This window comes from Bacillus haimaensis (assembly GCF_048270625.1).
GTDB classification, from domain to species: Bacteria; Bacillota; Bacilli; order Bacillales; family Bacillaceae_I; genus Sutcliffiella_A; species Sutcliffiella_A haimaensis.
In genome coordinates this window covers 1,456,137-1,482,056 of sequence record NZ_CP158164.1, presented here as the reverse complement: position 1 = coordinate 1,482,056, position 25,920 = coordinate 1,456,137, and the positions used below count along the sequence as shown (strand labels likewise).

The following is a 25,920-nucleotide window of genomic DNA, read 5'->3' as shown; positions in this document are numbered from 1 at the left end:
TCCTTTAAACGATTCAATAATACTATGGTAGCATACAAGCCTTATTCATTTAAACGAATAGACATTATTCTTTAGCGTTTATTTTCTCCACTTTCTCTGAAAGCTCTTCCCATCTATCCATCAGCCTCTGAAGAAGTTCATTATTCTCTTCCTGGGCCTTCATCCATTTGCTGACCTGTTCATAGTCACTTCCGGCTCTGGCTATTTCCGCCTCAATCTCTTCCAAAGTCTCTTCGACCGCCATGATCCGCTCTTCAATTCCTTCCCAATCCTTTTGCTCCTGGTAGGTCAGCTTCAAGGTCTTGGGTTTTTGCCTCTGCTGATTATCCTTCACGGCCTGCTCCAGTTTTTTATCTTCCTGGCGCTTGCGAAGCTGCTCTTCCACATAATCAGAGTACTCCCCAAAGATCCGTTTAAGTTTTCCGTTTCCTTCGAGAATCACTAGCTCCTGTACCACTTTATCAAGAAAATAGCGATCATGTGATACCGTGATGACAACACCAGGGAACTCTGCAAGATAAGCCTCCAAAATAGTCAGCGTCTCTGTATCCAAATCATTGGTAGGTTCGTCCAAAAATAGAACATTTGGCTGTGACATAAGGATACGGAGAAGGTAGAGTCTTTTACGTTCGCCCCCAGAAAGCTTTCTTATCGGTGTACCATGCGCTTGGGACGGAAACAGGAATCGCTCTAAAAGCTGGGACGCGCTTGTTTGACTGCCATCCTCACTCTTTATGACTTCCGCTTCTTCCTTCACATAATCTATCATTCTCTGTTCGAGGTTCATTTCTTCCTGCTCTTGTGTGTAGTATCCGATTTTTACTGTCACACCTGTATCAAGTTCACCGCTATCCGGTTGAATTCTGCCTGCCAGGACATTCAACAGGCTGGACTTCCCTACTCCATTTGGCCCCACTATTCCTATTCTGTCTTTCTGCTTGACCAGGAGATCCACGTGATCCAAAATGATTTTTTCTCCATAACGAAGACTGACGTCCGCCAGTTCCATCACTTTTTTCCCGAGCCTTTGAGAACCGGTAATCAGTTCGAGGTCTTGTGAGGTTGCAGTAGAGGATACCTTCTCATCAAGATCCTCAAAGCGCTTGATCCTTGCCTTCTGCTTCGTCGTTCTTGCCTTTGCACCTTTTCTCATCCACTCCAGCTCTTGACGGTAAAGGCTCTTCTGCTTTGCTTCGGTCTTCTCTAATTCTTCCATTCGGATGGCTTTCGCTTCAAGATAGTCTCCGTAGTTTCCATTGTAGGAATAAACAGATCCATTGTGGAGCTCAAAAATCTTATTCGTCACACGATCAAGGAAATAGCGGTCATGGGTTACGAGTAAGACTGCCCCTCTGTACTTGCTCAAATAATCTTCCAACCATTCAATCGCTTCAAAGTCCAGGTGGTTGGTCGGTTCATCCAATATAAGGAGATCTGCGGACTCGAGCAATGTCTGTGCCAAAGCGACCCGTTTTTTCTGTCCACCTGAAAGATTTCCGATGACCAGGTTGACGTCATCCATTCCCAGTTTGTGCAGAATAGCCTTTGCATTTGCACTGGCATCCCAAGCCTGAAGCTGATCCATCAGCAGCTGTTGCTTTGAAAGCTCTTCGTGAAGGCTTATTTTCGCAGGGTCCTCCTGCATTTTCACAAGGCATGCCTCGTATTGCTTAATGGCTTTATTCGTAGGCGTATCCTTGCTGAAAATCTGTTCCATCACTGTAAACTCATCCATCAGCTCTGGAGCTTGTGACAAAAAGCCGATCGTATAGTCGTTAGAAGTGGTAATGGTACCTGTGTCACAGCTTTCCAGACCTCCTATTATTTTTAGAAGCGTGGATTTACCAGTTCCATTTACTCCAATCAAGCCGACTCTTTCTTTTTCTTGTATACTGAATGACACATTGTCCAGCAGTACTTTTTCCACATAGGTTTTGGAGAGGTTCTCCCCGATTAACATTTTCATCGTTAAATCTCATTCCATTCTTTCAAAAATTGATCAACAAACTGCTCCATATAGAGGTGCCGCTCATCGGCAATCCTTTTTGCAGTTTCGGTATGTAAAGTATCCTTCAATAGAAATAGTTTTTCATAGAAATGATTGATCGCGGAAGAACGTTCATTTCGATATTGTTCATAGCTCATGGAGTCTCTTACCGCTATACGTGGATCGTACATCGCACGCCCTTTCGCTCCGGAATACATAAAGGTACGGGCGATTCCGATTGCGCCAAGTGCATCCAGCCTATCCGCATCCTGGACAATCCTGCCTTCCAAGCTAGGTAGAACAACGCCATTGCCGCCTTTGAATCCGATATTATCAATAATGTATAAAATTTCTTGTAGCTGCGCCTCAGGCAGAGCCAGGCCCTTGAGAAACTCAGTAAGTTCAAGCTGAGCTTCAACCTTGTCAACCGTCAGCTTATCATCCAACACATCGTGCAAAAGTGCAATAATCTCTACGAATCCACGATCCGCTTTTTCCTGGTCGGCAATATGTACAGCCAGTTTTCTAACACGTTGTATATGGTACCAATCATGACCACTAGCATCATGTTCAAATTTTGATTGTACAAAACTCTCTATTTTATCAATCACAAAAACAGACTCCTTATTCCCCTGATTTAAAGGTTTCTACTTTTCCTATTCTATCATGATTATCGTCAATCTTATAATGCAAAAACCTCAAACGCCAATAGTCACCGCTCATGGCTATTCACATATACATATTAATGGGCACGGGCTTATAAAAATGACAATACAAAAAGCCAATTGAAGTATGGGAATGTGATATCCTCATATCAATCAGCTTTGGAGGAGGTAAATACAATGGTTTACCATAACCCCACACAGATTGGTACTGCGTGGCAAGGAACACATGTGGTTCTCATCAGATGTAACTTTCTTACCAACCAGGTTCTCTCCATCACCAAAAGTGATCATGCTCCGTCAGAACCTGCAAGCATCAGCTGTGCGGAAACACTCTCCCGCTTCATCAGTATTGGGTACACGGTTACTGGAGGCTACCCTTTAAATCAATCTGATATTCAATATCTTCTGATCTATCGCTAGAATTACTCGTTAAACCAAGAGATGCCGATTGTATTCACACCTGCATGAACAGCAATTGCCGTGGATAGTGGAAAGGCGTTTATCGGAATCGACGGATAGGTTTCACGCAGCTCTTTGACTAAAGCTTCAGCTTGATCAACGTTTGTGCCATGCAGGACAAACAGTTCCCTGATGGAGGAATGTGCAGCTGCCTCCTTTAAATAATCCGTAATCTTTAATAGCGCTTTCTTTTCGGTCCTTACTTTTTCTGAAACTTCAAGTTTTCCATCTTCAATCTTTATGATCGGTTTTATCTGAAGGAGACTGCCCAACAGCTTCTGTACTCCTGACATTCTTCCGCTTCTGTGAAGCTGCTCGAGGCTTCCGATCAACACATAGATTTCACATTTTTTTGTCAGCTCCTCAAGATGAGCGAGTATCTCTTCATAAGAGCTCCCGTCTTCCCTCATTTCAACCCCTCTTTTCACCATTGCCGACAAGGGAAAGGAAATAACCCTCGAATCAACCGTATGAACAGGAATATCGACCATTTCACCTGCCTGTTTGCTTGAACTCACAGTTCCGCTTAAATGGCTGGAAAGGTGGACCGAAATGATTCGGTCATAAGACTCAGAAAGCTTATTGTACAACTCCAAAAATGCGCCAACAGATGGCTGTGAGGTTTTTGGAGGAATTGGACTTGTTTCCAATTTTGTATAAAAATCCTCCAAGGAAAGCGTGACTCCGTCCAAATATTCGTCCTCTTCAAAATAAACAACCATTGGTATGCTGTAAACATCCGGATGGTTAGTTAGTACATCATCCAAAAAAGCCGTACTGTCTGTAACCCAAGCAATCTTCTCCATTTCACTTCTCCCCCTTAAATTCTCTTTTTTTTTGCTACCCTGAAAATAAGATATCGACTTTAAACTCCCAGTTGATTTCCGTTCCAGGTATTCGCTTTCCGCGGGGCGATGCTTGAGCCTCCTCGGCATGCCTGCGGGGTCTCAAGTCTACCGCTATCTCCCGCAGGAGTCTCACACCTTGCACTCCAATCAACAGGGGAGGCAGGTAACGCATAACGTCCTCACTATATTTTCATTTCTCAGGGTGTAAATCTCTTATAGGAGGATCTCTGTTAACCACCGTTGTTGATTTCTTCACTAGGTTCAGCTACAGTGAGGCGGTTGTGGAGCCTATTGCTCCAACCTATATCGAGTATCGTGCAAATCAACTTATTATTTAACACAGTATTCTATTTTTCATTCAATCAAATTACTTTTTAATTTTGGAAAAACTTTAAGTGCCGTTTGATAAAAAACATCATGATGAAATTCTTCGGGAATGATCCCCTTTATGAAATCGATATAAGCCCCTACTCCTATTAAAGGCCAATCGGTTCCAAACATCAGCTTCTCGTAATGATCGCAATAATCAAGTGCATGCAGCAGATGGTTCAGAAACCGCGTTCTTCTATGCCTGTCGATTTCCGCTTCCGTTCCAATAATCAATCCGGAGAGATCAGCATACATATTCCTGTTTTTGTACACGACTTCCGCTCCATCAAGCACCCAGGGATCCCCGAAATGGGCCATGACAAACGTTACATCCCGATTCTTTACAGCGACCTCATCAAGCGTCAGAGGATGGGAATATTTCAACAGGCCGCGTTCGGAGTATGTATCACCAGTATGAAAGACCACAGGCACATTATACTTTGCTGCCAACCTATAGACCGGCGTGTATATTTCATCATATGCAAATATTGGATAATAACCCAGATAGATTTTGATACCTGCAACATCCGGTCTCAGTAATTCAAGCTCCAGCTTTTGTAAATTTTGTTCTTCCATTTTGAAAGGGTTGATTCCTGGGCAATACACCAGATTTTTAGGAATGGACGCAGCCAGATCCAATCCCATAGGGGTATTGCTCTGATAATCAGGAAATCCGTTATGTACTGTTTCAGTGACCCCCATCGCCACTCCGCCTACCACATGATGCTCCCTCCATTCCTGAAGCAGTCCATCATAGGAATATGATAGATTGGAAAGGCGTTTTGCGGTATCATGAAAACTTGCTATTTCTGAAAAATGCACATGTGCATCAATGATTTTCAAACGGTTACTCCTTTCTTGACATAATAGTATTATTATTAATTCGATAGTAATACTCAAAAATCCTTTCCATAACGGAAAGGATTTTTGTAATAGTATTCAACAAAATAGATCGTTGATATCCCAATTAATTATTATAGTAATGCTTCAATATCACTTTTCATTTTAAGTGGACTTGTGGCAGACGCAATCCTGTCGACCACTTCCCCATTTCGGTTTACAAGAAATTTCGTAAAGTTCCATTTGACAGCCTTGGACCCCAGGAGTCCTTTGGCATTATCTTTTAAGTAGTCGAATAATGGATGGGCATCATCCCCATTCACATCCACTTTTGCGAACATCGGAAAAGTTACCCCATAGTTCACCTGACAGAACTCATTGATATCCTCTTCACTTCCTGGCTCCTGGTTCCCAAACTGGTTACACGGGAAGCCCAATATCATAAACTTCTGGTCGCAGTATTCCTTATATAGCTGCTCCAGCTCTTCATATTGAGGGGTAAAGCCGCATTTGCTTGCCGTATTCACAATCAGAACCACATAGTCCCTGTACTCACTTAAAGGAACTTCGTTACCTTTTAAATCTTTGGCAGTATATTCATAAATAGACAAACTGATCACCTCTGTTGTTTTTTCTTTATTATGATGGAAGGAAATTCGTTTTGTCTAATAATAGGCTTACCTCAATGTGCTCATCATGTACGGGAGGAGCTCCTCTAGGTCATCGATATTTTCCTCGTAGAAAAGACGGTCGAATCTGATGGTCGCCGATAGCTTCAATGACTGATTCGGATCAAGGGTTTCAGTAGAAGAAAGTTCGATTTCCCAGCTTTCGCCCCATATCTCCTGTATCTCTTTCTTCCATTGTTCCAATTTCTCTTTGATCATCGAGCTTCTTTTGACTTCCTGAAAAAAAGAAACTGTCACTGAGCATCCCGGTCTGTCCAGTCTTTTAAGGAGTTCACCAGAAATATTTTCCAAATCGCTGGAGAGCTCGACCCTTCCTAACATTTTTGCAGAAACTGCGATATCCATTGAAAACCGCCTGGACATGTTCGCGAGGTCGACCAGGTCTCGTCGATTGACAACCTGAAGCTCTCCATCCAGATCAAGGTCATAAATCGCTCCCTCTATAACGACTTTCAAGTTATCAAATACAGTAGGATCAAACATTCGTTTCATCCCCTTCCCCTTTTAGAATATACCTACAGCCTTGCCTTCTTCATCCACATCCATTTTCAGTGCAGCAGGCTCCTTCGGAAGTCCAGGCATAGTCATGATACTTCCAGTCAAAGCGACAATGAAACCCGCTCCAACAGAAGGCTTCAGCTCTCTGATGGTGATGACAAAATCCTCCGGCCTGCCTAGCTTTTTGGCATCATCACTTAAGGAGTACTGTGTTTTTGCCATGCATACAGGAAGCTTGCCCCAGCCTTCCCCCTCAATCTGCTGCAGCTGTTTTTTGGCAGCAGGCAATAGCTCGATTCCTTTTGCGCCATATACGTTTACTGCAATGCTCTGGAGTTTCTGTTCAAGTGTATCCTCTTGCTTGTACAGCGGTGTGAAGGCGGTCTGCTTTTTCTCTATTTGCTCCAAAACATTCTGGGCCAAGGCCACACCACCATCTCCGCCTTTTTCCCATACTTGTGTCAGCGAGATCGGAATGTTGTGTTCTCTGCACCAGTCAAGTACGAAAGAAACCTCCATTTCGGTATCGGTAACAAATTCATTTAACGCAACTACGAATGGAAGACCAAAGCTTTGGATGGTTTCAATATGTTTTTTTAGGTTGGCAATACCATTTTTCAGCGCTTCTACATTCTCTTCTTTTAGGTTATCTTTTGATACGCCGCCATGCATTTTCAATGCTCGGATGGTTGCCACAATGACTACCACCTCAGGGTTGAACCCAAGCGACGGTGTCTTTATATGCAGGAATTTTTCTGCGCCAAGATCCGCACCGAATCCTGCTTCTGTCACCACATAATCACCAAGTTTTGCAGCCATCTGTGTAGCGATCACACTATTGCACCCATGAGCGATATTTGCAAAAGGGCCACCATGAATGATGGCTGGCGTGTGCTCCAATGTCTGAACCAGATTCGGTTGAAGTGCATCTTTTAATAACAGTGTCAGTGCACCTTCCACATTCAGGTCTTTCGCTGTTATCGGTTTTTTATGGATGTCGTATGCCACCACAATACGGGATAGGCGCTCTTTAAGATCACTTAGGTCTTTTGCTAGGCAGAATACCGCCATTATCTCTGAGGCAACCGTTATATCAAAACCGTCCTCTCTCGGAACTCCCTGCACAGGTCCTCCAAGACCGATAACTACCTTACGCAATGCACGGTCATTGAGGTCGACCACCCGCTTCCAGGTAATTCTTCTCGTATCAATCTGCAGCTGATTTCCTTGATGAATATGATTGTCAATCATGGCAGCAAGGGCGTTGTTAGCAGTCGTAATGGCATGGAGGTCGCCTGTAAAATGTAGATTGATATCCTCCATCGGCAAAACCTGTGAAAAGCCCCCGCCAGTGGCGCCACCCTTCATCCCCATAGTAGGTCCTAAAGAAGGCTCCCTCATCGCAATGACAGCTTTTTTGCCTAATTTATGTAAGGCTTGACCAAGTCCTACCGTTACAGTGGATTTCCCTTCTCCAGCAGGTGTAGGGTTGATGGCTGTAACCAGTATCAATTTCCCGTTTTCTTTCGTATGTAACCTTTTTAAAATATTCAAGGACAACTTCGCTTTATATCGCCCATAAGGCTCGAGCTCCTCTTCTTCGATGTCCAGTCCATTTGCGATTTCGAAAATTTTCTTCATGGATGCCTTTTGTGCTATCTCAATATCAGACGGCACAACTGTTTTTGTATGCTTCACATTCATTCCCCCACCAGATAGAAATAATATTTTTCATACTCGTTATTGTACCACTTTTTGATTCAACTACTAATGATCAAGCCACCTATCATATTTACAGAATATTAACAAAATTTCAGATAAATTTTAACATTCAGTCATACTAGTCTTACATATGGGTGCTACGTTAAAGAGGAAAACCAAAACACCGTTTAGGGAGGTCAATTCATGATACATAAAAACCCGAAAATTTTGATACTGACTGCTGCATATGGCAATGGACATTTGCAAGTAGCTCATTCACTGCAACAGACTTGTATCAGCAAGGGTATAACGGATGTGACAATCTGTAACCTCTATTCCGAATCTCATCCTGTTGTCACTGAAGTTACAGAAAAGCTTTATAAAAAGAGTTTTACAGTCGGAAAACAGATGTATCGCCTTTTTTACTATGGTACGAATAAAGTTTACGATAAAAAACTCTGGAGATGGTATGCCTATTACGGTTTAAACCGTCTCAGTCTGCTGATCGATGAAATGCAGCCGGACATTCTCATCAACACGTTCCCAATCCATGCAGTACCGGAATTCCGTAAGAAAACAGGTATCGTCATCCCTACTTTCACAATACTGACGGATTTTTGTCTGCATCGACTTTGGCTGCACAGTGAAGTGGATAAGTATTATGTTGCAACTCCTAGTCTGAAAGAAGAACTCCTTAAGTTAAATATCCATGACAAAAAAATCATGGTCAGTGGCATTCCGATCCGCTCCAACTTCGAATACCACCCTCCCCTTGAACCAATTATTGAAAAATATAAGATAGATAGTAACAAAAAGCTTTTGCTGATACTTGCTGGGGCACATGGTGTGTTGAAAGATATATATAAGATCTGTGAAGATATTCTTTCCACAACAAATTATCAAATACTTGTAGTTTGCGGAAACAACAAGATGCTGCAAAAAGAATTGGAGGCATTTGAATCTTTGCATCCTGCTAAATTTCAATCACACGGGTTTGTGGAAAGTATTGATGAACTGTTCAGGATCGCCGATTGTATTGTGACAAAGCCAGGCGGCATTACCCTTTCAGAGATTTGTGCCATTGGAACACCGGTTATTTTGTACAAACCTGTTCCTGGTCAGGAAAAAGAAAATGCCTTTTTCTTTCAGGAAAAAGGTGCGGCAATATTGGTGGAGAAAAAGGAAAGATTGCTTGAAGCCGTAAATATGTTGCTCGAAGACCCTAAACTACAACAAGTCATAAAAGACTCCCTGCAAAATCTGCATCTTCCTTATGCATCAGACACTATTATCGATGACGTTTTAGAGGAAAGTGAAAAGATCTCCCTTGATTATGTATTAAGAAAATCCGTCTAAACGAAAATAAGCAGATAGGTTTTGCCTATCTGCTTTTTTGGATATTCACGACGGATTAACTTTGAGTATTTTGCGAATAAACAACCTCTTCATATGGCTGAACGACCACAAAGCCACTCCCTGAAAATTTCATCTGAATCGACTCGCCGCTGCCTCTGCCAAAAAACGTTTTCAGCTGAATATCAGTGACAAATTCCGGTTCAAGATTTCCTGACCAGGCGACTGTTGCATTTGGATCCGTGTATACCGGGTGTCCAGGATGAACCATCAGTGTTAGTGGCTCGTAGTGTGAGGTAAAGGCCACCATCCCATTCCCCTCAAGCCTGATATTGAATAGTCCACCTGCCATCATGCCGGCAATTTTCCGCATAAGCTTGATATCCCAGTCCAAGCCTTTTTCAAATGCAAGGAGGTCATTCCCATTGATGAAGATGCTCTCCCCCTGAAGGTCCAATATGGTAATCTTCTTTCCTTGATCGGCAACATATAGCTTCCCGGAACCCGTTGCCCTCATCAATTGAGAACCTTCTCCGGTAAATGCTTTTTTCACGAGCCTGCCAAAACCGTGTTCCAGGATGCCTTCTCTTTCAAATTTTATTTTTCCATCATAGGAAATCATCGAACCCATCTTGGCCCAGATCTCCCCGTCTAGGTTAATCTCCAGGATTCTTTCTGTTTCGAGCTCGAATAGCCCCTGCCCCTTATCAACCTGCTTGCTTTTTTGGATAAACTGATCGATGGAGTACTTTGACATACAAACACGCCCCTTTATCTTTTTTGCAGCATAAACACCCACATGAACGTCAATGCCTGCTTCAGGTGTCTAGGTAGACCTGTCACATCCACCTTTTTCGCTTCTTCCTTATATACGGGCATACCGTCTAAAAGTTCCCAGCCATTTTCCTGTGCCAGCTGCTCGAATTCCCAAGGCATCATCGTATTGCAGATCGCTTTATTTCCAAATAGTCTTGGAAAACTGTTTGCACGTGGTCCAGCAGTCGGACCAAGAAGTCCTAAAAACAGAAAACCTTTTTCCTTTGTAACCCTGTGGAATTCTTCAAGGACGTCTAGTGGCTGTTCGACCCATTCAATGGAGTTGATGGCCATGACCGCATCATATTGACCTCTTTCGAATGGCAGCTTGGTCAGGTCTGCCTTATGGAAGGTTACATTCAGGTGTTTCCGCTTTTCTTTTGCATGGGAGATCATCTTTTCCGCTATATCGATTCCTGTCACCTTATAGGAGTTTTCGGCTAGTAGGTAGGATCCAAAACCGTCGCCGCAGCCTGCATCAAGAATCTGCGAGCCTGAAGTCAACCTTTCTCTGATGAATGGGATGATGGTGCTCCTGCTCCCTTTCAACCACATATTTTCACTATTTTCATGCCAGAAATCGGCATTCTCATTCCATTTCTTTTCTGTTTCCTGAATCCAGTCAAATGATTTCATGTTTATTCAGCCTGCCTTTCCATTCTTTACTTCTCTATTTGTGTCGGGATATCCTCTTCTTTGCTTTTAGAATAAATTCATTCATCTGGGACAGATTAGTAGCATAAAGAAAAGGAGGTGTGCAGGATGAGCGAAACTTTTGTTGCTGTTCAAAAGAACGGAGATGGAGACATTGTAAAGTTTAAAACTTCTTCCGGCAACGTACTCTCCTATGAAGAAGCGTTGTTGGCCGTCAATAATGGTGCGGTTCTCGGTGCCAATGTATTTAAAGGCAAAGACGGCGAGATGTATATCCGGGGCAATGCAGACGGCGACCCTACCAACAATCTGGATCAGTTACCCACATTCTCTTAAAGGAGCGAATCTTATATGACAAAGAAATATAACCGTGGTGGAAGCAAAAATCAGAACAGTCCTACCGGGGACAGCATCAGCTCCAGCAAGCATGTTGCCGGTGATAATAGCAAGGGCAATAAGCGCAATAAAGACCAGAAGGACAAAACGGAACTATAAAGGATATTGGAGAATGCATGCGGCTAGGTGGTTGCCGTGTGCTTTTTTATTTCCGATCTTATTCTCATTTTGCCCCACTTCCCCGTCGCGTTCCTTTATAATAACAATAAAACTAACATCAAACCGGGGGAACCTTCCATCATGTACATACCAAAACAATTCAAAAACGAAAGTCAGGATGAAATTATCGAATTTATAAGGAACAACAGTTTCGGAGTCCTTTTCTCACAGGACGGTGATCACCAGACAGCGACACATCTCCCTTTTATCGTAAAAGAAGACGAAGAAAGTATCACCTTGATCACCCATATGGCAAAAGCAAATCCTCATTGGAAAACACTAGATGGCGAGACGGCTTTGGCCGTTTTCACCGGTCCACATGCGTATATTTCCGCTAGCTGGTACGAGGAGCCGGGAACGGTGTCAACTTGGAATTATGTCAGTGCACATGCACAAGGTCGAGTTGAAATTCTGACGGACTCGCAATCAATGAAAGAAATATTAAAATCTGCAACAGATTTCTATGAAGCTGGCTTCGATAAACCATGGAAATTAGAAGAAAATGAAGAAACGGTGGACAGCATGTTAAACGGGATTGTCGGAATCCGTTTAACGGTAGACAAACTAGAAGGGAAATGGAAGCTGAATCAGCACCACTCCAAGGAACGGAAAGAAAGAGTCATTACTCAGCTAATGAAGCAGAACGCATATGATTCCCGGGAGATTGCTCAATTGATGCAGAATCAAATGAAAAGTTAGAACAGAGAAAACGCCCAGACTATTACGTCTGAGCGTTTTTCAATAGGGAATCGAACAATCCCCTCTTAGCATTCAATTGCTCCAAGACGAAAGTACCCTACTTCTCAAATACAAACTGCACCTTATCTTCTTTCCATTCCAATGCAGCATTAAATACTTTTTCCCCTTTTTTGAATCCTTTGATTTCATCGGTTCTTCCGCCGGCCAACAGTTTTTTTGCATTTGTGGATGAAATGGATTTACCAAGGATTTTTTTGGAGATGGTAAAATTGCATTGGGTCTTGCTGTAGTTGGAACAGCCATAGAAAGTCCCTTTATCCACCACTTCGCCGTCACATTTCATACATTTTCCGACTTTTGCTCCAACCGATGCACGTCCCTTCCTGCCGCCTCTTTCCCTTTTGAACTCACTGAGATCCATGCCTTCAAAGGACCATTCCGCGCTTTGCTTTTGTGCGTCGTCAATCAGTTTAAGGGAAAGTTTTTTTGCCTGTTCCATGAATTCTTCAGCTGATGCTTTTCCTTCACCTATTTCATGCAGGCGCTGCTCCCATTTGGCGGTCATTTCCGGACTGGCAAGTATGCTTGGTCCGATCGACTGGATGAGAAGCTTTCCTTTATTGGTTGCGAATACCTGGTTCTTCCTTACTTCAATGTATTTGCGCTCCTTCAATACACCAATGATGCCTGCTCGGGTCGCCTCCGTACCCAAGCCCTCCGTTTTGTTCAGAACCTTTGTCAGTTCGCCGTCTTCGAGGTGTTTTCCAGCTGTCTTCATGACAGTAATTAGCTGGCCTTCCGTATATCTTTTGGGAGGCTGCGTTTTGCCGTCCTTCACCTTCACATCATGCACGAACCCTTTTTCTCCGTCCTGAAGAGAAGGAAGATCCTGTTCTTCCTCATCGCTTTCTTTTTCCTTTTTGTTGTCATAAATCACTTTTCTCCAGCCTGTCTGCACTTCTTCCTTACCCTTGGAAAGAAAGGTCGCTCGCTCCTCCACCAGGGTATGGATGGTCGTGTAGTCAAAGATAGCTTTATCATAGTGCGCTGCGATGAGCCTTTTTACGATGAGTGAATAGATTTTCTCCTCTTCGGGTGACATTTTGGAAGGATCTTTCACTTGCTCGGTTGGAATGATGGCATAGTGGTCTGTCACCTTTTTATCGTTCACGACTCTTTTATTGTTCATCACCGATTGGAACGGCAACGGAAAATACTCCTTAAATTCCGAGTACTGGCTAAGCTTCTGCAGTGTTTCCGGGAACATGGACGCCTCTTCCTTTGTCACAAAGCTCGAGTCGGAACGCGGGTACGAAATGATGCCTTTTACGTAAAGCTTTTGAGCAATCTCCAGCGTTTTTTGAGGAGAAAACTTGTACATGCTGTTCGCAGTGGCCTGTAGGGAGGATAGATTAAACAGAAATGGCGGCAGGAACTCTTTTCTTTCCTTTTCAATCGTATCTATTCTGGCCTCTTTTCCGTTGCAAAATTGCACAATCTTTTTGGCAAGCTCCGGGTCCTCGAGTCTGGATTCCCCATCCTTGTGCCATTTTCCCTTATACATTTTGCCGTCCATATTGAATGTCGCCAATACCTCCCAAAAGGGTTTTGATTGGAAGTTTTCGATTTCCAATTCCCTTTTTACAATCAGTGCCAGTGTCGGTGTCTGAACCCTGCCAGTTGAGAACACATCCGATACCCCCTTTTGCTGAAGAAGAAGGGTATATGCTCTGGAAGCATTCATTCCAATCAGCCAGTCTGCACAAGATCTGCTTAATGCTTCATGGTAGATGCTTCTTGTCTGCTTTTCCTCCAGAAGGTTTTCAAAGCCTTTCTGGACCGCCTTGGGTGTGAGGGAGGAAATCCATAGCCGTTTCAAGGGTTTATTGCATTTTGCCACTGTCAAAATGATACGGATGATGGCCTCCCCTTCGCGCTCGGCATCGCCTGCCATGATGATTTCATCTACTTCCCTTTTGTGGATCAGCTCTTTGACAACCTTAAATTGCTTCCATTTCGATTTTGATACTTTGTGTTGGAATCGGTCGGGTAATATGGGGAGAGTTTGTAAGGACCAGCGCTTCCATGAGGGATCATATTCTTCCGGGGACAGCAGTTCGCAGAGATGTCCTACAGCCCAGGTCAACAGTGCACCGCCCGGGAACATCGGTTGAGGTGGGATTTCTACATAGCCGTCTCTTTTCTTGGGAGAAAATGGAGCAGCCAGCTTTAATCCTTGGTCAGGTTTTTCCGCAATAATCAATTTCACAACATGCTTCACTCCGCTCTAAAACAAAATAAATGCAGGAAAGCGTAATCTCCTTTCCTCCATTTATTATAAAAGGAAAACATTTGTTTGTATAGGATTTTACAGAGAGACCATATTGCGGATTGGAACAATTTGAAGGACCGTAATCAAAGGATAGGCACTTTGCTGTGTATCCCCAATAATCAGATACTTCTCTTCCACATTTATTGCGAAGTTCTCCTTTTTAAGAATAATTCCCATAACCTGTTGCAGGACCTCGTAAATCTTATCATCATCCAAAGTGTAGCGTGTAAGGTTCTGCTTAATACGAAGAATGACTTCTTGATGCTCATACGTGGTTCTCAGCATAGCTAATCCTCCCTTTTTATTTAATTTATGAAAAAAGAAGAGGTTTAGCACTCGTATTTTTTAGAATTCTTGACCTTGATGAGGCATATATTGTATAGTGAAAGTGTCATTTAACCGCTTTCTTTTTAAGGAAAAGCGAGGACAATGATAATCTACTTTCAAAGCACATGGTGCGCTATTTTTAGGAGGAAAAGAAACAATGCAAAACGGTAAAGTAAAATGGTTCAACAATGAAAAAGGTTTCGGATTTATTGAAGTAGAAGGTGGAGACGACGTATTCGTACACTTCTCAGCAATCCAAGGTGACGGCTTCAAGTCTTTAGAAGAAGGCCAAGAAGTTTCTTTTGAAATCGTAGAAGGCAACCGTGGACCACAAGCTGCAAACGTTACGAAATTATAATCTAACGACCAAACACATATAAGTTTTTGAAAAGAGGCTGTGATGGCCTCTTTTTTCTTTTGTTAAATTTCTTTTCATCCATGCATATCTTCCATTGTTCTGAGCGATTCTAACAACAGAAGGAGGCGTAATGATGGACAATAATCAATCAAACGATATTCACACAGGATATAATGATCTCATGCAGGTGGAGGTATCCATTCAATCCGCCGAGAAGATGGTTGGTTCCGCGACCATGAGCTTGGATCCGGAATCAATGGAGCATGCTGAACGAGCTATTTCCAATGCAAGAAGCCTTTTAAATGATGCGAAAAGCCATGGAACAGGGATGGATACCGATTTCCTTCAGAATGCGGAACTGACATTGGCTCAATGCGAGCATCAGCTTTCTGAAGCGAAGAAATAACGAGTGGTTAATGGGAGTCATCCTTAATTAAGGATGACTCCATTTTTTGCTTTACATACAAAAGCACACAATCAGCTATAGTTTCAGCCAATCATGTGCATATGGTCTCCTATTCATTCCTGTGAACCAATTGATCTCCCAGGATCTTAATTTCAGCACCTACTGTACATTCATTGATGCAGAAGGACTGGGCATGGTTTTTTCCATAATCCTTTCGCAGGGTTTGCTTGACCAAGCATTCCGTACAATATTTGTCTAAAATCTCACCAACTTCCATCAATATCTTCTTTCGATTTATCAACGTCGTCACTTCCTTAGCTACAATAACAGATTACTTTCTATTGGTATTCCTTCGAGTGCCTGACGAGCAAGTCTATCCGCTTCCTCGTTCTCTTTTCGTGTTACCGGTTCATAGACCGGTCTTATTTTAAGGCTCTTCAGCTTTTCTTCTATTTTATCCAGCCAGCGGTTGAAAAGTTCGTCATAGCAGGGCCATTCTCCAGAGAGCTGGTTCAGGACTACGAGTGAATCACCTTTGAATGTCACTTCCATCGCCCTCACGCCGAGGTTCTCAAGCTGTTGTACAAGATAATAAAAGGCTGCGTATTCCGCTTCGTTGTTGGACTCCAGTTCCTCCAGGCGGGCATTGATCCGGTATCTATAGTCTTTTCTATTCTGATTATAATACACGACATTTCCGATTCCGGCCAGCCTAGTGTCCACATCATAGCCCCCATCGAAAAATGCGATAACATCCGAGATACCTTCCTCACTTTGTTTGATCCATTTCAGGAGCTCTTTTTTCGTCCATTCTTCCCCTTTTTGATCGTGGAAATATAACTGTTTCACCCTTCCAGTTTTTTCAATGTCCTCGGCTAGGCGCAGAGCAAGCCTGCTATCCATTTCCTCGCTTCGGAATATGGTTTCTATATGTCTTGGCGTTTGGTAATGCCATTCCACCGTCACTTTCACGCGTTATGCCCCTCTCCAACATTTATACAGGATTATACCCCACCTGTACCCGGTGAAACAGGGCGATAATCCAAAAAAATTCTATCTTTCCTAACGGAACTAAGTTGTGTATTCTTATCTTATCACAGGAACGCCTAGAATATGTTTGTAAAGGGAGAGAGGACATGATTGAAGTTTACATAGATGGAGCAAGTGCTGGAGACCCGGGGCCATCAGGAGCAGGGATATTTATTAAAGGTCATGGCGGCGCAGAGCAGTATGCGATACCACTTGGGAATATGTCCAACCATGAGGCGGAATTCCATGCGCTCCTTCATGCATTGGAAATCTGCCAGAAACAGAACTATACAATTGTCTCTTTCAGAACGGATTCCCAGGCTGTGGAGGCTGCGGTGGAGAAGAGATTTGCCAAGAAGGAGCCCTATCGCCAGCTCCTTGAACAGTCGCTGAAGCTTGTGGATGAATTTGACTTATTTTTCATCAAATGGATACCAAGCAAACAGAACAAAGTGGCGGATGAACTGTCGCGGAAAGCGATACTGAAGAATGGGGAATAGAAGTTGTTATGAAAAGATGTTCAGCGGTATGATGACAGGTTTTTTACTTTTGATCCGGCTTCGAAAAGCTTTTCATCGACGTTATGATGAGATTTTTACCTTAGGTCCGGTTTCGAAAAGCTCTTCATCGACGTTATGATGAGATTTTTACCTCTGTTCCGGTTTCGAAAAGCTCTTCATCGACGTTATGACGAGCCTTTTTCCTCAGTTACAGCAAGAAAAAGCTCTTCACCAGAAAGATGAAGAGCTAAGTTACATAATATTCTTATCCTTCACCAATTGAAAAGCCGCATGCTTGGTTTCGATCTTTTCGGCTTTCAGCATTTCCAATAAAGATACGAAAAAGCTGCCATCAAACTGCTTTTGTGCCTTAAGGGTGATCTCGATGGCCACATTGACTAAATAATCTGAACTTGCAGTATAGTGCTTTCCGAATTCTATGAACCCAAGAGAATCCTCGCGGAAGACAAATCCTTTTGCGGTAAGCTGTTCAATGTATTCTTCTGTACTTAATGTACTTTTCATTAGAAATCCATCCTTATTCTAATCAATCATCTGTATTTATCTTACCGCAAAATTTGTCGGATGCCTATTAAAGTTTTTCCAGCCAATCATATTTCCTGGTTTTGGGCAAAAACAATATCCCTAAAACACCGAGAAGGACCCCGAAAAGTGCGCCTCCGATGACCTCTTCAGGTTGATGTCCCAAACGCTCCTTCAAGCGCTTCTCAATTTTATCATGGACATTTTTCTCAGGTTTACCTTCCAATTTATCCAGTTTTTCTGCCAAATCGTTGACAGCCAGTGTAATTTCCCCTGTTTGCCTCCGAACTCCCTGGGCATCATACATCACAATCAGTCCAAAGATGCTTGAAAGTGCAAAGTCCACGGTTCTGAATCCCCTTTTGATGGCGATAAATGTGGCAAGCGCGGATACACCTGCTGAATGGGAGCTTGGCATTCCTCCGGTTTCAAAAAAAGTGGTCCACTCCCATCTTCCGGTCCTTTTATATTTAATTGGTATTTTTATGAATTGGGCAAGCATTATCGCACCCAGCGCAATCTTCAGTGCTCTGTTCAAATCCATCACCTCATCCTTAGTTTTCAATGGGAAGTGTTCTTGTATGCAACATATTTATTGTGCAAAAAAGGAAAACTAGAAGCAATGGAGGTGAGAGAATGAGCAGAAACAAATCAGCCAACAAGGGAAAAGCAGCACCAGGGGTAAATCCACAAGGATATGGACAGGAATTTTCAGAGGAACCGAAATCCAAACTTGAAAACAATGCAAAAAAGAGCAACACAAAAAGATAAGTATATGTAGAAGTAGCTTTTTACAGACATAAAAAAGAAGATGACTCATCCGTGAATCATCTTCTTTGCTATTAACAAACTCTGCTGACAAACGTATGAAGTCCATTGAACTCCAGCTCTTCAAATTTGGTCATGACCTTGGTACGGTCTATGGTAATTGTGGCCAAAGGAAGGTCACAGGAAATTGGCACATCACATTTGATTGTTGCAAGTTCCCGCGAAAGGTGCAGAAGCTCGAGGCTATCTTCAAACTTTTGACGTTGACTCTTTGTAAGGGAATGAATATTTTCCAATATCCCTTCCACTGTTTGGAACTCCATCAACAGTTTGGATGCCGTCTTCTCTCCAATCCCTTTTACTCCAGGATAATTGTCGCTAGAGTCTCCCATGATTGCTTTCAGATCAATCAACTGTCTTGGAGTGAGGCCCTTTTTCTCATAGAAGCCATTTTCATCCAACACTTCATAATTGCCATAACCCTTTTGCAGCAGTGCTACTTTTACATTCTCGGTGATAAGCTGCAGAACGTCCTGGTCCCCAGTTAAAATGATGACTTCTGCCTCCTGGCTGTAGCTTTTTGCAAGCGTACCCAGGCAATCGTCAGCTTCATAGCCAGCAAGTCCAATATTCGGGATATCAAAAGCTTCTACCACTTCTTTAACCAGGTCGAATTGGGGAATCAGTTCTTGAGGTGGTGCCGGGCGATTTGCCTTATACTCATCAAACATTTCCGTACGGAAGGTCTTACTGCCCATATCCCAGCAGCAAACAACATGTGTCGGATTGAATGCTTCCATGGATGAGATCATATGCTTCACAAACCCCTGCACCGCATTGGTGGGAATTCCATTGGAGGTATACATGAACCTGTTATATACACTGGTTGCAAAAAAGGAACGAAATAATAAGGCCATGCCATCTATTAGAAGTACTTTTTTATTCATCTGATCTTCTCCTCTCGTTTACGCGATTTTGATTATATCATATTTCTGTCCCACTTTTAAGAGAGGAAGAATGGAATCTAATGTAAAGGCCGTTTTCGCATTCATTATTGTTACTTTGATATAATTTACACAACAAATGTAGACCGTTGATTTCCTCTGCGGACACAAGATTCCCCGGGGACGGATGGGAGCCTTAGGATAAGCGAACGCCTGGAACGGAGACCAACAGGGTGTTTAAAGTTGATATCTTATCTTTAACCAAGCCCTATTTTTAAAGCAACCATCTTTACGAAAAGAGCTAATGTAAAAAAGCCTGACCCAACGGTTTTTCCGCTGTGATCAGGCTTTCTACTATCAAGAACAACGCTTGTGAGGCAAAGGTGCTCCAAAAATCATTAGATTAATGATTCTTTTTATTGGTCATCTTGGCTGCTTCATATTCCGCATAAGAAGCAAACTCGGTATTCATGGTGCCTTTTTGTTTTGCGTTATTGTTGCGCTGTGCATTTGCATTTCCTTTTTTCGTACGACCCATCGTAAAACCCCCTATCACATATTGGTCTTTTATAGTTTGTGATGGGAAAGGCTTTTACATGAGAGGTAATTATTTTCTCGACTTATCCGAAATTGGGAAGTCTTCATAACTGATCCAATCGCTCCAGCTGCCAGGATAAAGCTTTACATTGCTGAAGCCAGCTTCCATTAGTGCCAACACATTCGGACAAGCTGTCACACCAGAGCCACAATAGACAATCACTTCTTTTTCAGGATCCAAATCGGAGAAGCGACCTTTTAAAGCGTTCAGATTCTTCCACTCATCGCCTTTCAGATTGTCCCCCAGAAAAAGTTGCGTGCACCGGGAATATGGCCCGATTTATGGTCAATCGGTTCTTCGATTCCAAGATACCGCTTCTCCTCCCGGGAGTCGATCAAATAGCGGTCTCCCTTTTCAATGCTTGGGAGTTTCGCAAATATTTCATGGGCAGTCGCTACCATATCCTGCTGCAAATCGAGTTGGAAATGCCCTTTTTGTGTCACATCCGGCAAGGCATCAGTCACAGGATACCCCTTACGCTTCCAACTGTCATAGCCGCCATTAAGAAGAAAGGTCCTACTATGCCCCATGTAGGTTAGAAGCCACCAGAGACGGGAGGCCATGGCACCATTCTGTGCATCATACAGCAGAATCGTCTTCTCGTTTGTCGCTCCCACTGCTTCCAATTTTTCTTGAAGCTTTTCCAATGGTGGCAAAGGATGCCTGCCTCCGTGCTGCTCTTTTGGCCCGGAAAGATCAAGATCAAGATCAAAATGGTGGGCACCAGGTATATGGTCGTTTCTATACTCCTGTCTTCCTTTAAACGGGTCCTGTAAATAAAATCGGCAATCGATGATAAGAAGATCATCGATGTTTTCATTTGCCCATCCGGGTTCCACGATATTGTTCATTTAATCCCCTCCGCTTTTAGCTGCGAGAAACAAACTCCTCCACCATTTCCTTTGTGACAAGCATTCTTTGAGGTGCTATTCCTTTACGTGCCAGTTCATTGATCTGCTTGGTAACCTGATTGATTTTATCGGTTGTAAAAGGCTTTTTTTGCTTGCAGAGAACGATTGCTTCTTCTATGAAATTCTCTCTTTGCTGTTCCAGTTTCAAAAATGTTGAAACAATCTGATTCTGCTTTCTTGAATGCTCACTAATTTGTTTATGTACGCTCATTGGTGTGATCCTCCACTCTAATTCCTTGTTTTTTCATTAATTGTAGTACTTTATCCTTTGGCTGCCAACAATTAAATGCAAAATGAGGCTTTGTTTCAAAGCCCAGTCTGCTGCATCGGTAGACATTGCGCTCGGGCAGTTTGAGTACTTGATAGTGCTGACAGGTGGCACAAGCATGAAATCGATTTGTTTTTGTCACTATTATTGCCCCCTCATATGCCGAGTTTGCGGAAAAATAATTCCTGTATTCCATTTATGTCCGGTTTGGTATGGGGCAATCTTGTCTCCTGTTGTTGAGCCTGCTCGATACATGCTCTAATTTTTCCGAGCAATCCGTTAAAGCTTTGATTTGTAGCCTTATTCTTTAGATCCAGTACATTTTTTAGATCATGATGGGAGAAATGGATGCTCTCTGCGATCAATTCCGTCATCAGGATGGTCGCTGCAACACCATCCATAGACAAGTTTTCCGCCATTAGTGACGCTCTTAGTCCCTGATACAGAGAGGAGGGGGCACCCTTTTCCTCGAATGCTCGTAAATTCCGCTTCGCCATATTAGTATAATGAGCCACAAGCGTCCTTTTCGAAAATTCCTTTTGTGCAAGGGTACGCAGCTTATCTGTCAGTTCCTCGTCCTTCATGTAGAAAACGGGAGAATGAGCCCATTCATATAGGGATGGATTCGATTTAAGTGCCAGCCTTAATGCTTTTTGAATATCCCACCCCTGGATATCCCACTCCCCCTGTTTATAGCTGATTGTGTCATCTACAGGGATTATGCTGAGATACCGCCGGAGGGGAGCGATATAGATGAACCTGATATCATAGTCGCTTTTCTCGTTTTCCACCCCATAGGACCGGCTTCCAGCTTCGCATGCATATAAAATTCTAACCTCATAATCGTCTTCCAACTTGCTCAAAATTGCGAGAATCGATTCCCTCATACTAAATCTCCTTACGGTTCAGTTCGGAAATTTTATGATAGACCCCCTCAAGTGCAACCGTATTAATCTCTTCACTTAATGCATTTTGCATACCGAGGTAGAAATCCTCCAACTGCTGACCGAGATCCGCTTTGACCCGGGCAAAGCTGTTTTCAAGTTCCGCCTGATAATGGCTGGCGAGTTCTTTTTCATTCTCTTTTGTAAAATGATCCATCAGAGGTGCAGTTTGCTCTTCCAGGTAATCGCTTAATTTCTGCTTTTCATTTTTTTCAAAAAAGGCTTTTGAATTACGGAAAAATCCGATTGCCTGTTTTTCAACCTTGGCAGAAAAAGCAGGGAAATGATTTTCCACTTTTACATCCTTCAGGTTATCTAATTCAAATGATGAGAAGGATAGTTGCTTTTCTGTTTTTTGAGCATGGCTCTCCACTTCATTTTGCCAGGTCCCCATTGCATTCTTGATGTAATTTTCTATTCTCACAGTGGTAGCACGGACCTCCTGGGAAAGATTGTGGGATATATCTCCGTGAAACTCTCTTAACGATTGGTTGAGCTGTTCTTTCATATTTCTTCCATCCTCTTTTAATACCGACGGATTGAAGGCTTCCCTGAAAAAGTCGTTAAAGCGCAATAAGGTGCGGTGTTTCACATAATACAGCAATTCACTGATTTCTTTTGTCAGTAGTGTTTGAAAACTGTCGATGGAATAATCGGCGATCCATTTCTGGATTTGGCTTTTATTCCGAAGATAGACAGCCCTTTTTTCTGCTTTCTCTTCTTTTCCCAGCTTCGCTTCATTCAGATAGTTTTCCAAAAGTCCGACCGCACGGTTTATTTCCTGTCTGGCGGAACGAATGCTCATGCTGATAAGGTCTGATTGGATGAACCCATTAAAGGAGTCCTCAAATTCCCCCATCATGGAGCTTTCCATGAAAGCATGCGTAAAAGGCTTCCCTTCTTTTTCTTTTAATGCAAGAAGACTTGATACAGGAAACAGCCTTGGATTCCTGATTCCATACGTCAGCAACTGCTCTTCTACATAGTCAGTTACCAAAGTGAGCTCCTCTCGGCTTTGGGCAAGGTCTGCTGCATTGACAAGGAAAAACATCTTATCCATCGAAAATGCATCTTTTACCCGGCCAAGCTGGATAAGGAATTCACGGTCCGCTTTCGAAAAAGCATGCTGATAGTAGGTGACAAACAGGATGGCATCTGCATTTTTAATATATTCAAATGCCACATCTGTATGTCTGGCATTGATTGAATCGGCACCTGGTGTATCGACAAGTGTCAGGCCTTCTCTCGTTAAGGCACAGTCGTAATGAACCTCGATCCATTCCACAAAGCACGATTTTTCCTCATCAGCCACATACGATGGGAAATCATCCAAAGAAACGGTAAGCCTAGAGTCCAGCTGCGGCCCCATCTGTGCCCAACCGGACGAAAAAGCCTTCAGGAAGTGGAAATGTGGCTTTTTGCTTGCGTCCAATTCAAGATGCGCATTTTTCTGAATGATTGTTGAAATGCTTTCTTTCGCTTCCTCCAGGGTTGTTATGTGCGTCTTAAAAACGTTCAGTGCCTGTTGGACATCCTGTAATATCTGTTCCCTTGATTTCATCTGCACGGAAACTGTTCCATGAGGACAGTCCTTCGTTACCGGTGAAATTTTGTTGATGGATGCAGTAGTCGGGTTAGGTGAAACCGGTAGGATATATTCTCCCAGCAACGCATTGGCAAAGGAAGACTTTCCTGCACTGAAAGCACCGAAAAGTGCAACTGTAAAGGATTGGTTCTCCAATTTCTTCTGCTTGTTTTTAAGATCTTGTACAACTGATTGAAAACCTTCCAGATTGTGAAGGTAACTTGCAGCCTGTTCCAGTACTTTTGCCGTTTCCTTAGGGTCCTCTACCTCTTGAAGCGTTTGATTGATGTTGACATGTTCTTCATCAATTGCCTTTCCTTGATAAAGTTGGACTTTTTCCAAATCGGAACCCTTAACACGTTTATATGTCCTGTTTACATAGCTATCCACCAACGATTCACCCTGATTGTCGCTATTCACGATATACTGGCCCTGATAAAGGATGGACTGGAATCTGTCCATCTTTTCCTCAATAAGGCGATTTATCGAAAGTATTTCGTCGTTGGCATGATTTAAGGATTCGAGATCATTTATTTCCAGAAGCATGTTTTCATTTTTTTCTTTATAAAGGGCATCAAGTTTTTCAAAGGTTTTCTCCATAAATGACAATGCCTGTTTTCGATAGTTGCTCTTTATGGATTGTGCCAGTTCCTTTGTATAATGCAGCACTGCGTCCCCTGTTGTACCCGCCCCCTGTTTTACATGGGATGCAACAAGCCGACTGTCAATTTGGACGGTTATGTTTTGAACTTCCTCAAAAAGATCCGCCTTATATAAATCATTATCTTTTAGAAAATTTATGACAAGATCGTGAACGAATTTCTCAATCTGGGTTTTGACACGCTTCTCCAGGTCAGAAACGAAAGTATCAAGACGGGTTTGTTGCTCCTCTACGGTCTTTTTGCTGCTAAACAGCAATCCAACCCTGAACCCTTTTTGCATGGATTCCAGATATCTTCCAGCAAGCTCCCTCATTTCAAAAGGGGTGATATTTGCATTCTCCAACAATTGATTGTTTTGTTGAATAAATTCCTCCTTTACTTTTTTACCTTGGGCTTCCATAGCGGCCCATTCTGCTTTTTTGACCTGAAGGCGTTCCTTTACTTCCTCTGTAGACAGGTCGCTCTCCCGAATCCGCTGGTTGAGATTATAGAGTGTTTCTTCGTTCTCTTGAAAGAGCCAATTTCTATGTTCCTCCAAAATATGATGGATTGCGTTTTCCACGGTTATTGGCAAAATGTCCATTTTGTCTTCGCGCAATAGCTGGATCGTTTCCTTCACAATGGTTACATCATTCAATGGATGTTCAGGAACTTTTAAACTGGTGAAATATAGGCTGACAGGTTCGATACCCCAGTCTTCGAAGGAGTCCTGGATTCTTTTTTGGTAGGTCCCAAAAGGTATTTCCTCTTCTCTGTGCTTGTCAATCTGATTCACGACAAGGTAAATCCTTTTTTCCTGATCCTGCAGTTCTTTGATGAATTTCAAGTTCACTTCGGACTGAACGTGATTATAATCCATCACATAGAAAATAACGTCTGCAAGATGCAACGCCGACTCTGTGGATACACGGTGGGCATCATCGGTCGAATCCACGCCAGGTGTATCTAGAACAATCAAGTCCTCCGGAAGATTAGTAAAAGGGAATTGGTAGGCTACAGATTCTACATGATCTCCGTCTTTGCAATATGCCTTTACGTTTTCAAATGAAACCGGCGGCAGGATTTCCAATGATTTTCCTTCAAAGAAATATACACGTGCCATTTCCATCCCCTTTTGTATTTTCACCACATTGGCTGAGGTGGGTATCGGACTCGCCGGCAATAGGGATTCCTGTAGGATTTCATTGATGAATGTGGATTTTCCTGCTGAAAAATGTCCACAGAATGCAATGGTCAGATTTTCGTCCATGATCTTTTTGGACAGCTCTGCAACCTTCTTTGCGCTTTGTTTGTCACCGGATGTATGTAGTTGTTCAAGAATATGATTTGTTTTTGCCAACAGCTCTTTATATGATGCTGTTTTTCGTTCAATCGGTTTATTAATTCCCATATATAAGTCCCCTTGGATGTCATTTAATGCCTGATTATTCTATTTTACTTGAATTCGCTGTGTTTTCCTATATTCTTAATTAAAATGAAAGACGTTTTATTCCATAAACTATGTCAATCCTACAGATGACGTACATATACACAAAAAAACAAGACCCATTGCTCTTCGCATTAGGTCTTGTTATGTATGTTTATTTAGCAAGTTTCGGCTCACATGTATGTT

The 25,920-nt window shown here is 42.7% G+C and carries 32 protein-coding genes; 9 read left to right on the top strand and 23 right to left on the bottom strand.

Annotated elements, in window-relative coordinates; translation table 11 throughout:
• Positions 1-64: 64 nt before the first annotated feature.
• Together ABN702_RS07545 and ABN702_RS07540 are read right to left on the bottom strand one after the other, a co-directional pair.
• The gene (locus ABN702_RS07545) at positions 65-1,966 is read right to left on the bottom strand and encodes an ABC-F family ATP-binding cassette domain-containing protein (protein WP_417900096.1); all 1,902 of its coding nucleotides are present in this window, start codon (positions 1,964-1,966) and stop codon (positions 65-67) included.
• A 2-nt stretch (positions 1,967-1,968) separates the two neighbouring features.
• Complete coding sequence (locus ABN702_RS07540; RefSeq protein ID WP_417900095.1) at positions 1,969-2,598, bottom strand: HD domain-containing protein; 630 nt, start codon at positions 2,596-2,598, stop codon at positions 1,969-1,971.
• A gap of 231 nt (positions 2,599-2,829) precedes the next feature.
• Between ABN702_RS07540 and ABN702_RS07535 the strand changes: the two genes are divergently transcribed.
• Positions 2,830-3,072 carry a hypothetical protein gene (locus ABN702_RS07535; RefSeq protein WP_417900094.1) on the top strand — a complete coding sequence of 81 codons (243 nt, stop codon included), beginning with the start codon at positions 2,830-2,832 and terminating at the stop codon, positions 3,070-3,072.
• Positions 3,073-3,074: 2 nt separating this feature from the next.
• On the opposite strand, the gene ABN702_RS07530 is transcribed toward ABN702_RS07535, so the two are convergent.
• The 5 genes from ABN702_RS07530 to ABN702_RS07510 all read right to left on the bottom strand — a co-directional run bounded on the left by ABN702_RS07530 (position 3,075) and on the right by ABN702_RS07510 (position 7,996).
• A complete protein-coding gene (locus ABN702_RS07530; protein WP_417900093.1) occupies positions 3,075-3,917 on the bottom strand; it encodes a DegV family protein in 843 nt (280 codons plus the stop codon).
• Between the two features lie 396 nt (positions 3,918-4,313).
• Positions 4,314-5,171, bottom strand: a complete 858-nt coding sequence (locus ABN702_RS07525; protein WP_417900092.1) for an amidohydrolase family protein — start codon at positions 5,169-5,171, stop codon at positions 4,314-4,316.
• Between the two features lie 131 nt (positions 5,172-5,302).
• Entirely contained in the window at positions 5,303-5,779 is a 477-nt protein-coding gene (locus ABN702_RS07520; RefSeq protein ID WP_417900091.1) for a glutathione peroxidase, read from the bottom strand.
• A gap of 66 nt (positions 5,780-5,845) precedes the next feature.
• Positions 5,846-6,349 carry a hypothetical protein gene (locus ABN702_RS07515; protein WP_417900090.1) on the bottom strand — a complete coding sequence of 168 codons (504 nt, stop codon included), beginning with the start codon at positions 6,347-6,349 and terminating at the stop codon, positions 5,846-5,848.
• Positions 6,350-6,361: 12 nt separating this feature from the next.
• Positions 6,362-7,996 carry a formate--tetrahydrofolate ligase gene (locus ABN702_RS07510; protein WP_417900854.1) on the bottom strand — a complete coding sequence of 545 codons (1,635 nt, stop codon included), beginning with the start codon at positions 7,994-7,996 and terminating at the stop codon, positions 6,362-6,364.
• A 267-nt stretch (positions 7,997-8,263) separates the two neighbouring features.
• Here ABN702_RS07510 and ABN702_RS07505 point away from each other — a divergent pair, with 267 nt between their 5' ends.
• Positions 8,264-9,412: a diglucosyl diacylglycerol synthase gene (locus tag ABN702_RS07505; RefSeq protein ID WP_417900853.1), complete on the top strand. Its 1,149-nt coding sequence runs from the start codon at positions 8,264-8,266 to the stop codon at positions 9,410-9,412.
• A gap of 55 nt (positions 9,413-9,467) precedes the next feature.
• Here ABN702_RS07505 and ABN702_RS07500 read toward each other — a convergent pair whose 3' ends face one another.
• Both ABN702_RS07500 and ABN702_RS07495 read right to left on the bottom strand, forming a co-directional pair.
• The gene (locus ABN702_RS07500; RefSeq protein ID WP_417900089.1) at positions 9,468-10,166 is read right to left on the bottom strand and encodes an AIM24 family protein; all 699 of its coding nucleotides are present in this window, start codon (positions 10,164-10,166) and stop codon (positions 9,468-9,470) included.
• Positions 10,167-10,180: 14 nt separating this feature from the next.
• Positions 10,181-10,861, bottom strand: a complete 681-nt coding sequence (locus ABN702_RS07495) for a class I SAM-dependent methyltransferase (protein ID WP_417900088.1) — start codon at positions 10,859-10,861, stop codon at positions 10,181-10,183.
• A 126-nt stretch (positions 10,862-10,987) separates the two neighbouring features.
• Here ABN702_RS07495 and ABN702_RS07490 point away from each other — a divergent pair, with 126 nt between their 5' ends.
• From ABN702_RS07490 to ABN702_RS07480, 3 genes are all read left to right on the top strand, one after another.
• Complete coding sequence (locus tag ABN702_RS07490) at positions 10,988-11,215, top strand: DUF3892 domain-containing protein (RefSeq protein WP_417900087.1); 228 nt, start codon at positions 10,988-10,990, stop codon at positions 11,213-11,215.
• A gap of 15 nt (positions 11,216-11,230) precedes the next feature.
• Positions 11,231-11,374 carry a hypothetical protein gene (locus tag ABN702_RS07485; RefSeq protein WP_417900086.1) on the top strand — a complete coding sequence of 48 codons (144 nt, stop codon included), beginning with the start codon at positions 11,231-11,233 and terminating at the stop codon, positions 11,372-11,374.
• Between the two features lie 141 nt (positions 11,375-11,515).
• On the top strand, positions 11,516-12,133 hold the full coding sequence (locus tag ABN702_RS07480; RefSeq protein WP_417900085.1) for an FMN-binding negative transcriptional regulator: 618 nt from the start codon (positions 11,516-11,518) through the stop codon (positions 12,131-12,133).
• A 97-nt stretch (positions 12,134-12,230) separates the two neighbouring features.
• Here ABN702_RS07480 and ABN702_RS07475 read toward each other — a convergent pair whose 3' ends face one another.
• Together ABN702_RS07475 and ABN702_RS07470 are read right to left on the bottom strand one after the other, a co-directional pair.
• Positions 12,231-14,402, bottom strand: a complete 2,172-nt coding sequence (locus ABN702_RS07475; protein WP_417900084.1) for a DNA topoisomerase III — start codon at positions 14,400-14,402, stop codon at positions 12,231-12,233.
• 99 nt (positions 14,403-14,501) lie between these two features.
• On the bottom strand, positions 14,502-14,750 hold the full coding sequence (locus ABN702_RS07470) for a hypothetical protein (RefSeq protein ID WP_417900083.1): 249 nt from the start codon (positions 14,748-14,750) through the stop codon (positions 14,502-14,504).
• A gap of 199 nt (positions 14,751-14,949) precedes the next feature.
• Between ABN702_RS07470 and cspD the strand changes: the two genes are divergently transcribed.
• Positions 14,950-15,150 (top strand): cold-shock protein CspD, encoded by a 201-nt coding sequence (cspD, locus tag ABN702_RS07465; RefSeq protein WP_204414507.1) that lies wholly within the window; start codon positions 14,950-14,952, stop codon positions 15,148-15,150.
• Between the two features lie 133 nt (positions 15,151-15,283).
• Positions 15,284-15,556, top strand: a complete 273-nt coding sequence (locus ABN702_RS07460; RefSeq protein WP_417900852.1) for a DUF2564 family protein — start codon at positions 15,284-15,286, stop codon at positions 15,554-15,556.
• 109 nt (positions 15,557-15,665) lie between these two features.
• Here the strand turns inward: ABN702_RS07460 and ABN702_RS07455 are convergent, their stop codons facing one another.
• Positions 15,666-15,857, bottom strand: coding sequence for a zinc-finger domain-containing protein (locus tag ABN702_RS07455; protein WP_417900082.1), 192 nt, complete (start codon positions 15,855-15,857; stop codon positions 15,666-15,668).
• Between the two features lie 17 nt (positions 15,858-15,874).
• On the bottom strand, positions 15,875-16,528 hold the full coding sequence (locus ABN702_RS07450; protein ID WP_417900081.1) for a reverse transcriptase-like protein: 654 nt from the start codon (positions 16,526-16,528) through the stop codon (positions 15,875-15,877).
• Between the two features lie 164 nt (positions 16,529-16,692).
• Between ABN702_RS07450 and ABN702_RS07445 the strand changes: the two genes are divergently transcribed.
• Positions 16,693-17,085: a reverse transcriptase-like protein gene (locus ABN702_RS07445; RefSeq protein ID WP_417900080.1), complete on the top strand. Its 393-nt coding sequence runs from the start codon at positions 16,693-16,695 to the stop codon at positions 17,083-17,085.
• Positions 17,086-17,337: 252 nt separating this feature from the next.
• On the opposite strand, the gene ABN702_RS07440 is transcribed toward ABN702_RS07445, so the two are convergent.
• Entirely contained in the window at positions 17,338-17,610 is a 273-nt protein-coding gene (locus ABN702_RS07440; RefSeq protein ID WP_417900079.1) for a DUF6123 family protein, read from the bottom strand.
• Positions 17,611-17,677: 67 nt separating this feature from the next.
• The gene (locus tag ABN702_RS07435; RefSeq protein ID WP_417900851.1) at positions 17,678-18,166 is read right to left on the bottom strand and encodes a divergent PAP2 family protein; all 489 of its coding nucleotides are present in this window, start codon (positions 18,164-18,166) and stop codon (positions 17,678-17,680) included.
• 98 nt (positions 18,167-18,264) lie between these two features.
• Between ABN702_RS07435 and sspL the strand changes: the two genes are divergently transcribed.
• Positions 18,265-18,399 (top strand): small, acid-soluble spore protein L, encoded by a 135-nt coding sequence (gene sspL, locus ABN702_RS07430; protein WP_204414512.1) that lies wholly within the window; start codon positions 18,265-18,267, stop codon positions 18,397-18,399.
• A gap of 71 nt (positions 18,400-18,470) precedes the next feature.
• Here sspL and ABN702_RS07425 read toward each other — a convergent pair whose 3' ends face one another.
• The 8 genes from ABN702_RS07425 to ABN702_RS07390 all read right to left on the bottom strand — a co-directional run bounded on the left by ABN702_RS07425 (position 18,471) and on the right by ABN702_RS07390 (position 25,698).
• Positions 18,471-19,343 carry a 5'-3' exonuclease gene (locus tag ABN702_RS07425; RefSeq protein ID WP_417900078.1) on the bottom strand — a complete coding sequence of 291 codons (873 nt, stop codon included), beginning with the start codon at positions 19,341-19,343 and terminating at the stop codon, positions 18,471-18,473.
• 400 nt (positions 19,344-19,743) lie between these two features.
• Positions 19,744-19,878, bottom strand: coding sequence for a hypothetical protein (locus ABN702_RS07420; RefSeq protein ID WP_386638606.1), 135 nt, complete (start codon positions 19,876-19,878; stop codon positions 19,744-19,746).
• A 69-nt stretch (positions 19,879-19,947) separates the two neighbouring features.
• Positions 19,948-20,118 (bottom strand): sulfurtransferase, encoded by a 171-nt coding sequence (locus ABN702_RS07415; protein ID WP_417900077.1) that lies wholly within the window; start codon positions 20,116-20,118, stop codon positions 19,948-19,950.
• Positions 20,119-20,168: 50 nt separating this feature from the next.
• Positions 20,169-20,789, bottom strand: coding sequence for a sulfurtransferase (locus tag ABN702_RS07410; RefSeq protein ID WP_417900076.1), 621 nt, complete (start codon positions 20,787-20,789; stop codon positions 20,169-20,171).
• Between the two features lie 16 nt (positions 20,790-20,805).
• Entirely contained in the window at positions 20,806-21,060 is a 255-nt protein-coding gene (locus ABN702_RS07405) for a YpbS family protein (protein ID WP_417900075.1), read from the bottom strand.
• Positions 21,047-21,259: a hypothetical protein gene (locus ABN702_RS07400; protein WP_417900074.1), complete on the bottom strand. Its 213-nt coding sequence runs from the start codon at positions 21,257-21,259 to the stop codon at positions 21,047-21,049. Before ABN702_RS07400 ends, ABN702_RS07405 begins: the two co-directional genes overlap by 14 nt.
• A 13-nt stretch (positions 21,260-21,272) precedes the next feature.
• Positions 21,273-22,004, bottom strand: a complete 732-nt coding sequence (locus tag ABN702_RS07395) for a DNA polymerase beta superfamily protein (RefSeq protein ID WP_417900073.1) — start codon at positions 22,002-22,004, stop codon at positions 21,273-21,275.
• Between the two features lies 1 nt (position 22,005).
• Positions 22,006-25,698 (bottom strand): dynamin family protein, encoded by a 3,693-nt coding sequence (locus ABN702_RS07390; RefSeq protein ID WP_417900072.1) that lies wholly within the window; start codon positions 25,696-25,698, stop codon positions 22,006-22,008.
• Between the last annotated feature and the right edge of the window lie 222 nt (positions 25,699-25,920).

What these genes read in the sequence shown, in the direction of transcription:
- ABN702_RS07460 (WP_417900852.1), top strand. Translation starts at nt 15,284, where the DNA reads ATGGACAATAATCAATCAAACGATATTCACACAGGATATAATGATCTC.
- ABN702_RS07485 (WP_417900086.1), top strand. Translation starts at nt 11,231, where the DNA reads ATGACAAAGAAATATAACCGTGGTGGAAGCAAAAATCAGAACAGTCCT.
- ABN702_RS07490 (WP_417900087.1), top strand. Translation starts at nt 10,988, where the DNA reads ATGAGCGAAACTTTTGTTGCTGTTCAAAAGAACGGAGATGGAGACATT.
- ABN702_RS07390 (WP_417900072.1), bottom strand. Translation starts at nt 25,698, where the DNA reads ATGGGAATTAATAAACCGATTGAACGAAAAACAGCATCATATAAAGAG.
- ABN702_RS07440 (WP_417900079.1), bottom strand. Translation starts at nt 17,610, where the DNA reads ATGAAAAGTACATTAAGTACAGAAGAATACATTGAACAGCTTACCGCA.
- ABN702_RS07515 (WP_417900090.1), bottom strand. Translation starts at nt 6,349, where the DNA reads ATGAAACGAATGTTTGATCCTACTGTATTTGATAACTTGAAAGTCGTT.
- ABN702_RS07535 (WP_417900094.1), top strand. Translation starts at nt 2,830, where the DNA reads ATGGTTTACCATAACCCCACACAGATTGGTACTGCGTGGCAAGGAACA.
- ABN702_RS07470 (WP_417900083.1), bottom strand. Translation starts at nt 14,750, where the DNA reads ATGCTGAGAACCACGTATGAGCATCAAGAAGTCATTCTTCGTATTAAG.
- ABN702_RS07395 (WP_417900073.1), bottom strand. Translation starts at nt 22,004, where the DNA reads ATGAGGGAATCGATTCTCGCAATTTTGAGCAAGTTGGAAGACGATTAT.
- ABN702_RS07425 (WP_417900078.1), bottom strand. Translation starts at nt 19,343, where the DNA reads ATGAATAAAAAAGTACTTCTAATAGATGGCATGGCCTTATTATTTCGT.
- cspD (WP_204414507.1), top strand. Translation starts at nt 14,950, where the DNA reads ATGCAAAACGGTAAAGTAAAATGGTTCAACAATGAAAAAGGTTTCGGA.
- ABN702_RS07405 (WP_417900075.1), bottom strand. Translation starts at nt 21,060, where the DNA reads ATGAGCGTACATAAACAAATTAGTGAGCATTCAAGAAAGCAGAATCAG.
- sspL (WP_204414512.1), top strand. Translation starts at nt 18,265, where the DNA reads ATGAGCAGAAACAAATCAGCCAACAAGGGAAAAGCAGCACCAGGGGTA.
- ABN702_RS07545 (WP_417900096.1), bottom strand. Translation starts at nt 1,966, where the DNA reads ATGAAAATGTTAATCGGGGAGAACCTCTCCAAAACCTATGTGGAAAAA.
- ABN702_RS07445 (WP_417900080.1), top strand. Translation starts at nt 16,693, where the DNA reads ATGATTGAAGTTTACATAGATGGAGCAAGTGCTGGAGACCCGGGGCCA.
- ABN702_RS07500 (WP_417900089.1), bottom strand. Translation starts at nt 10,166, where the DNA reads ATGTCAAAGTACTCCATCGATCAGTTTATCCAAAAAAGCAAGCAGGTT.
- ABN702_RS07495 (WP_417900088.1), bottom strand. Translation starts at nt 10,861, where the DNA reads ATGAAATCATTTGACTGGATTCAGGAAACAGAAAAGAAATGGAATGAG.
- ABN702_RS07410 (WP_417900076.1), bottom strand. Translation starts at nt 20,789, where the DNA reads ATGAACAATATCGTGGAACCCGGATGGGCAAATGAAAACATCGATGAT.
- ABN702_RS07530 (WP_417900093.1), bottom strand. Translation starts at nt 3,917, where the DNA reads ATGGAGAAGATTGCTTGGGTTACAGACAGTACGGCTTTTTTGGATGAT.
- ABN702_RS07510 (WP_417900854.1), bottom strand. Translation starts at nt 7,996, where the DNA reads ATGAAGAAAATTTTCGAAATCGCAAATGGACTGGACATCGAAGAAGAG.
- ABN702_RS07420 (WP_386638606.1), bottom strand. Translation starts at nt 19,878, where the DNA reads ATGGGTCGTACGAAAAAAGGAAATGCAAATGCACAGCGCAACAATAAC.
- ABN702_RS07480 (WP_417900085.1), top strand. Translation starts at nt 11,516, where the DNA reads ATGTACATACCAAAACAATTCAAAAACGAAAGTCAGGATGAAATTATC.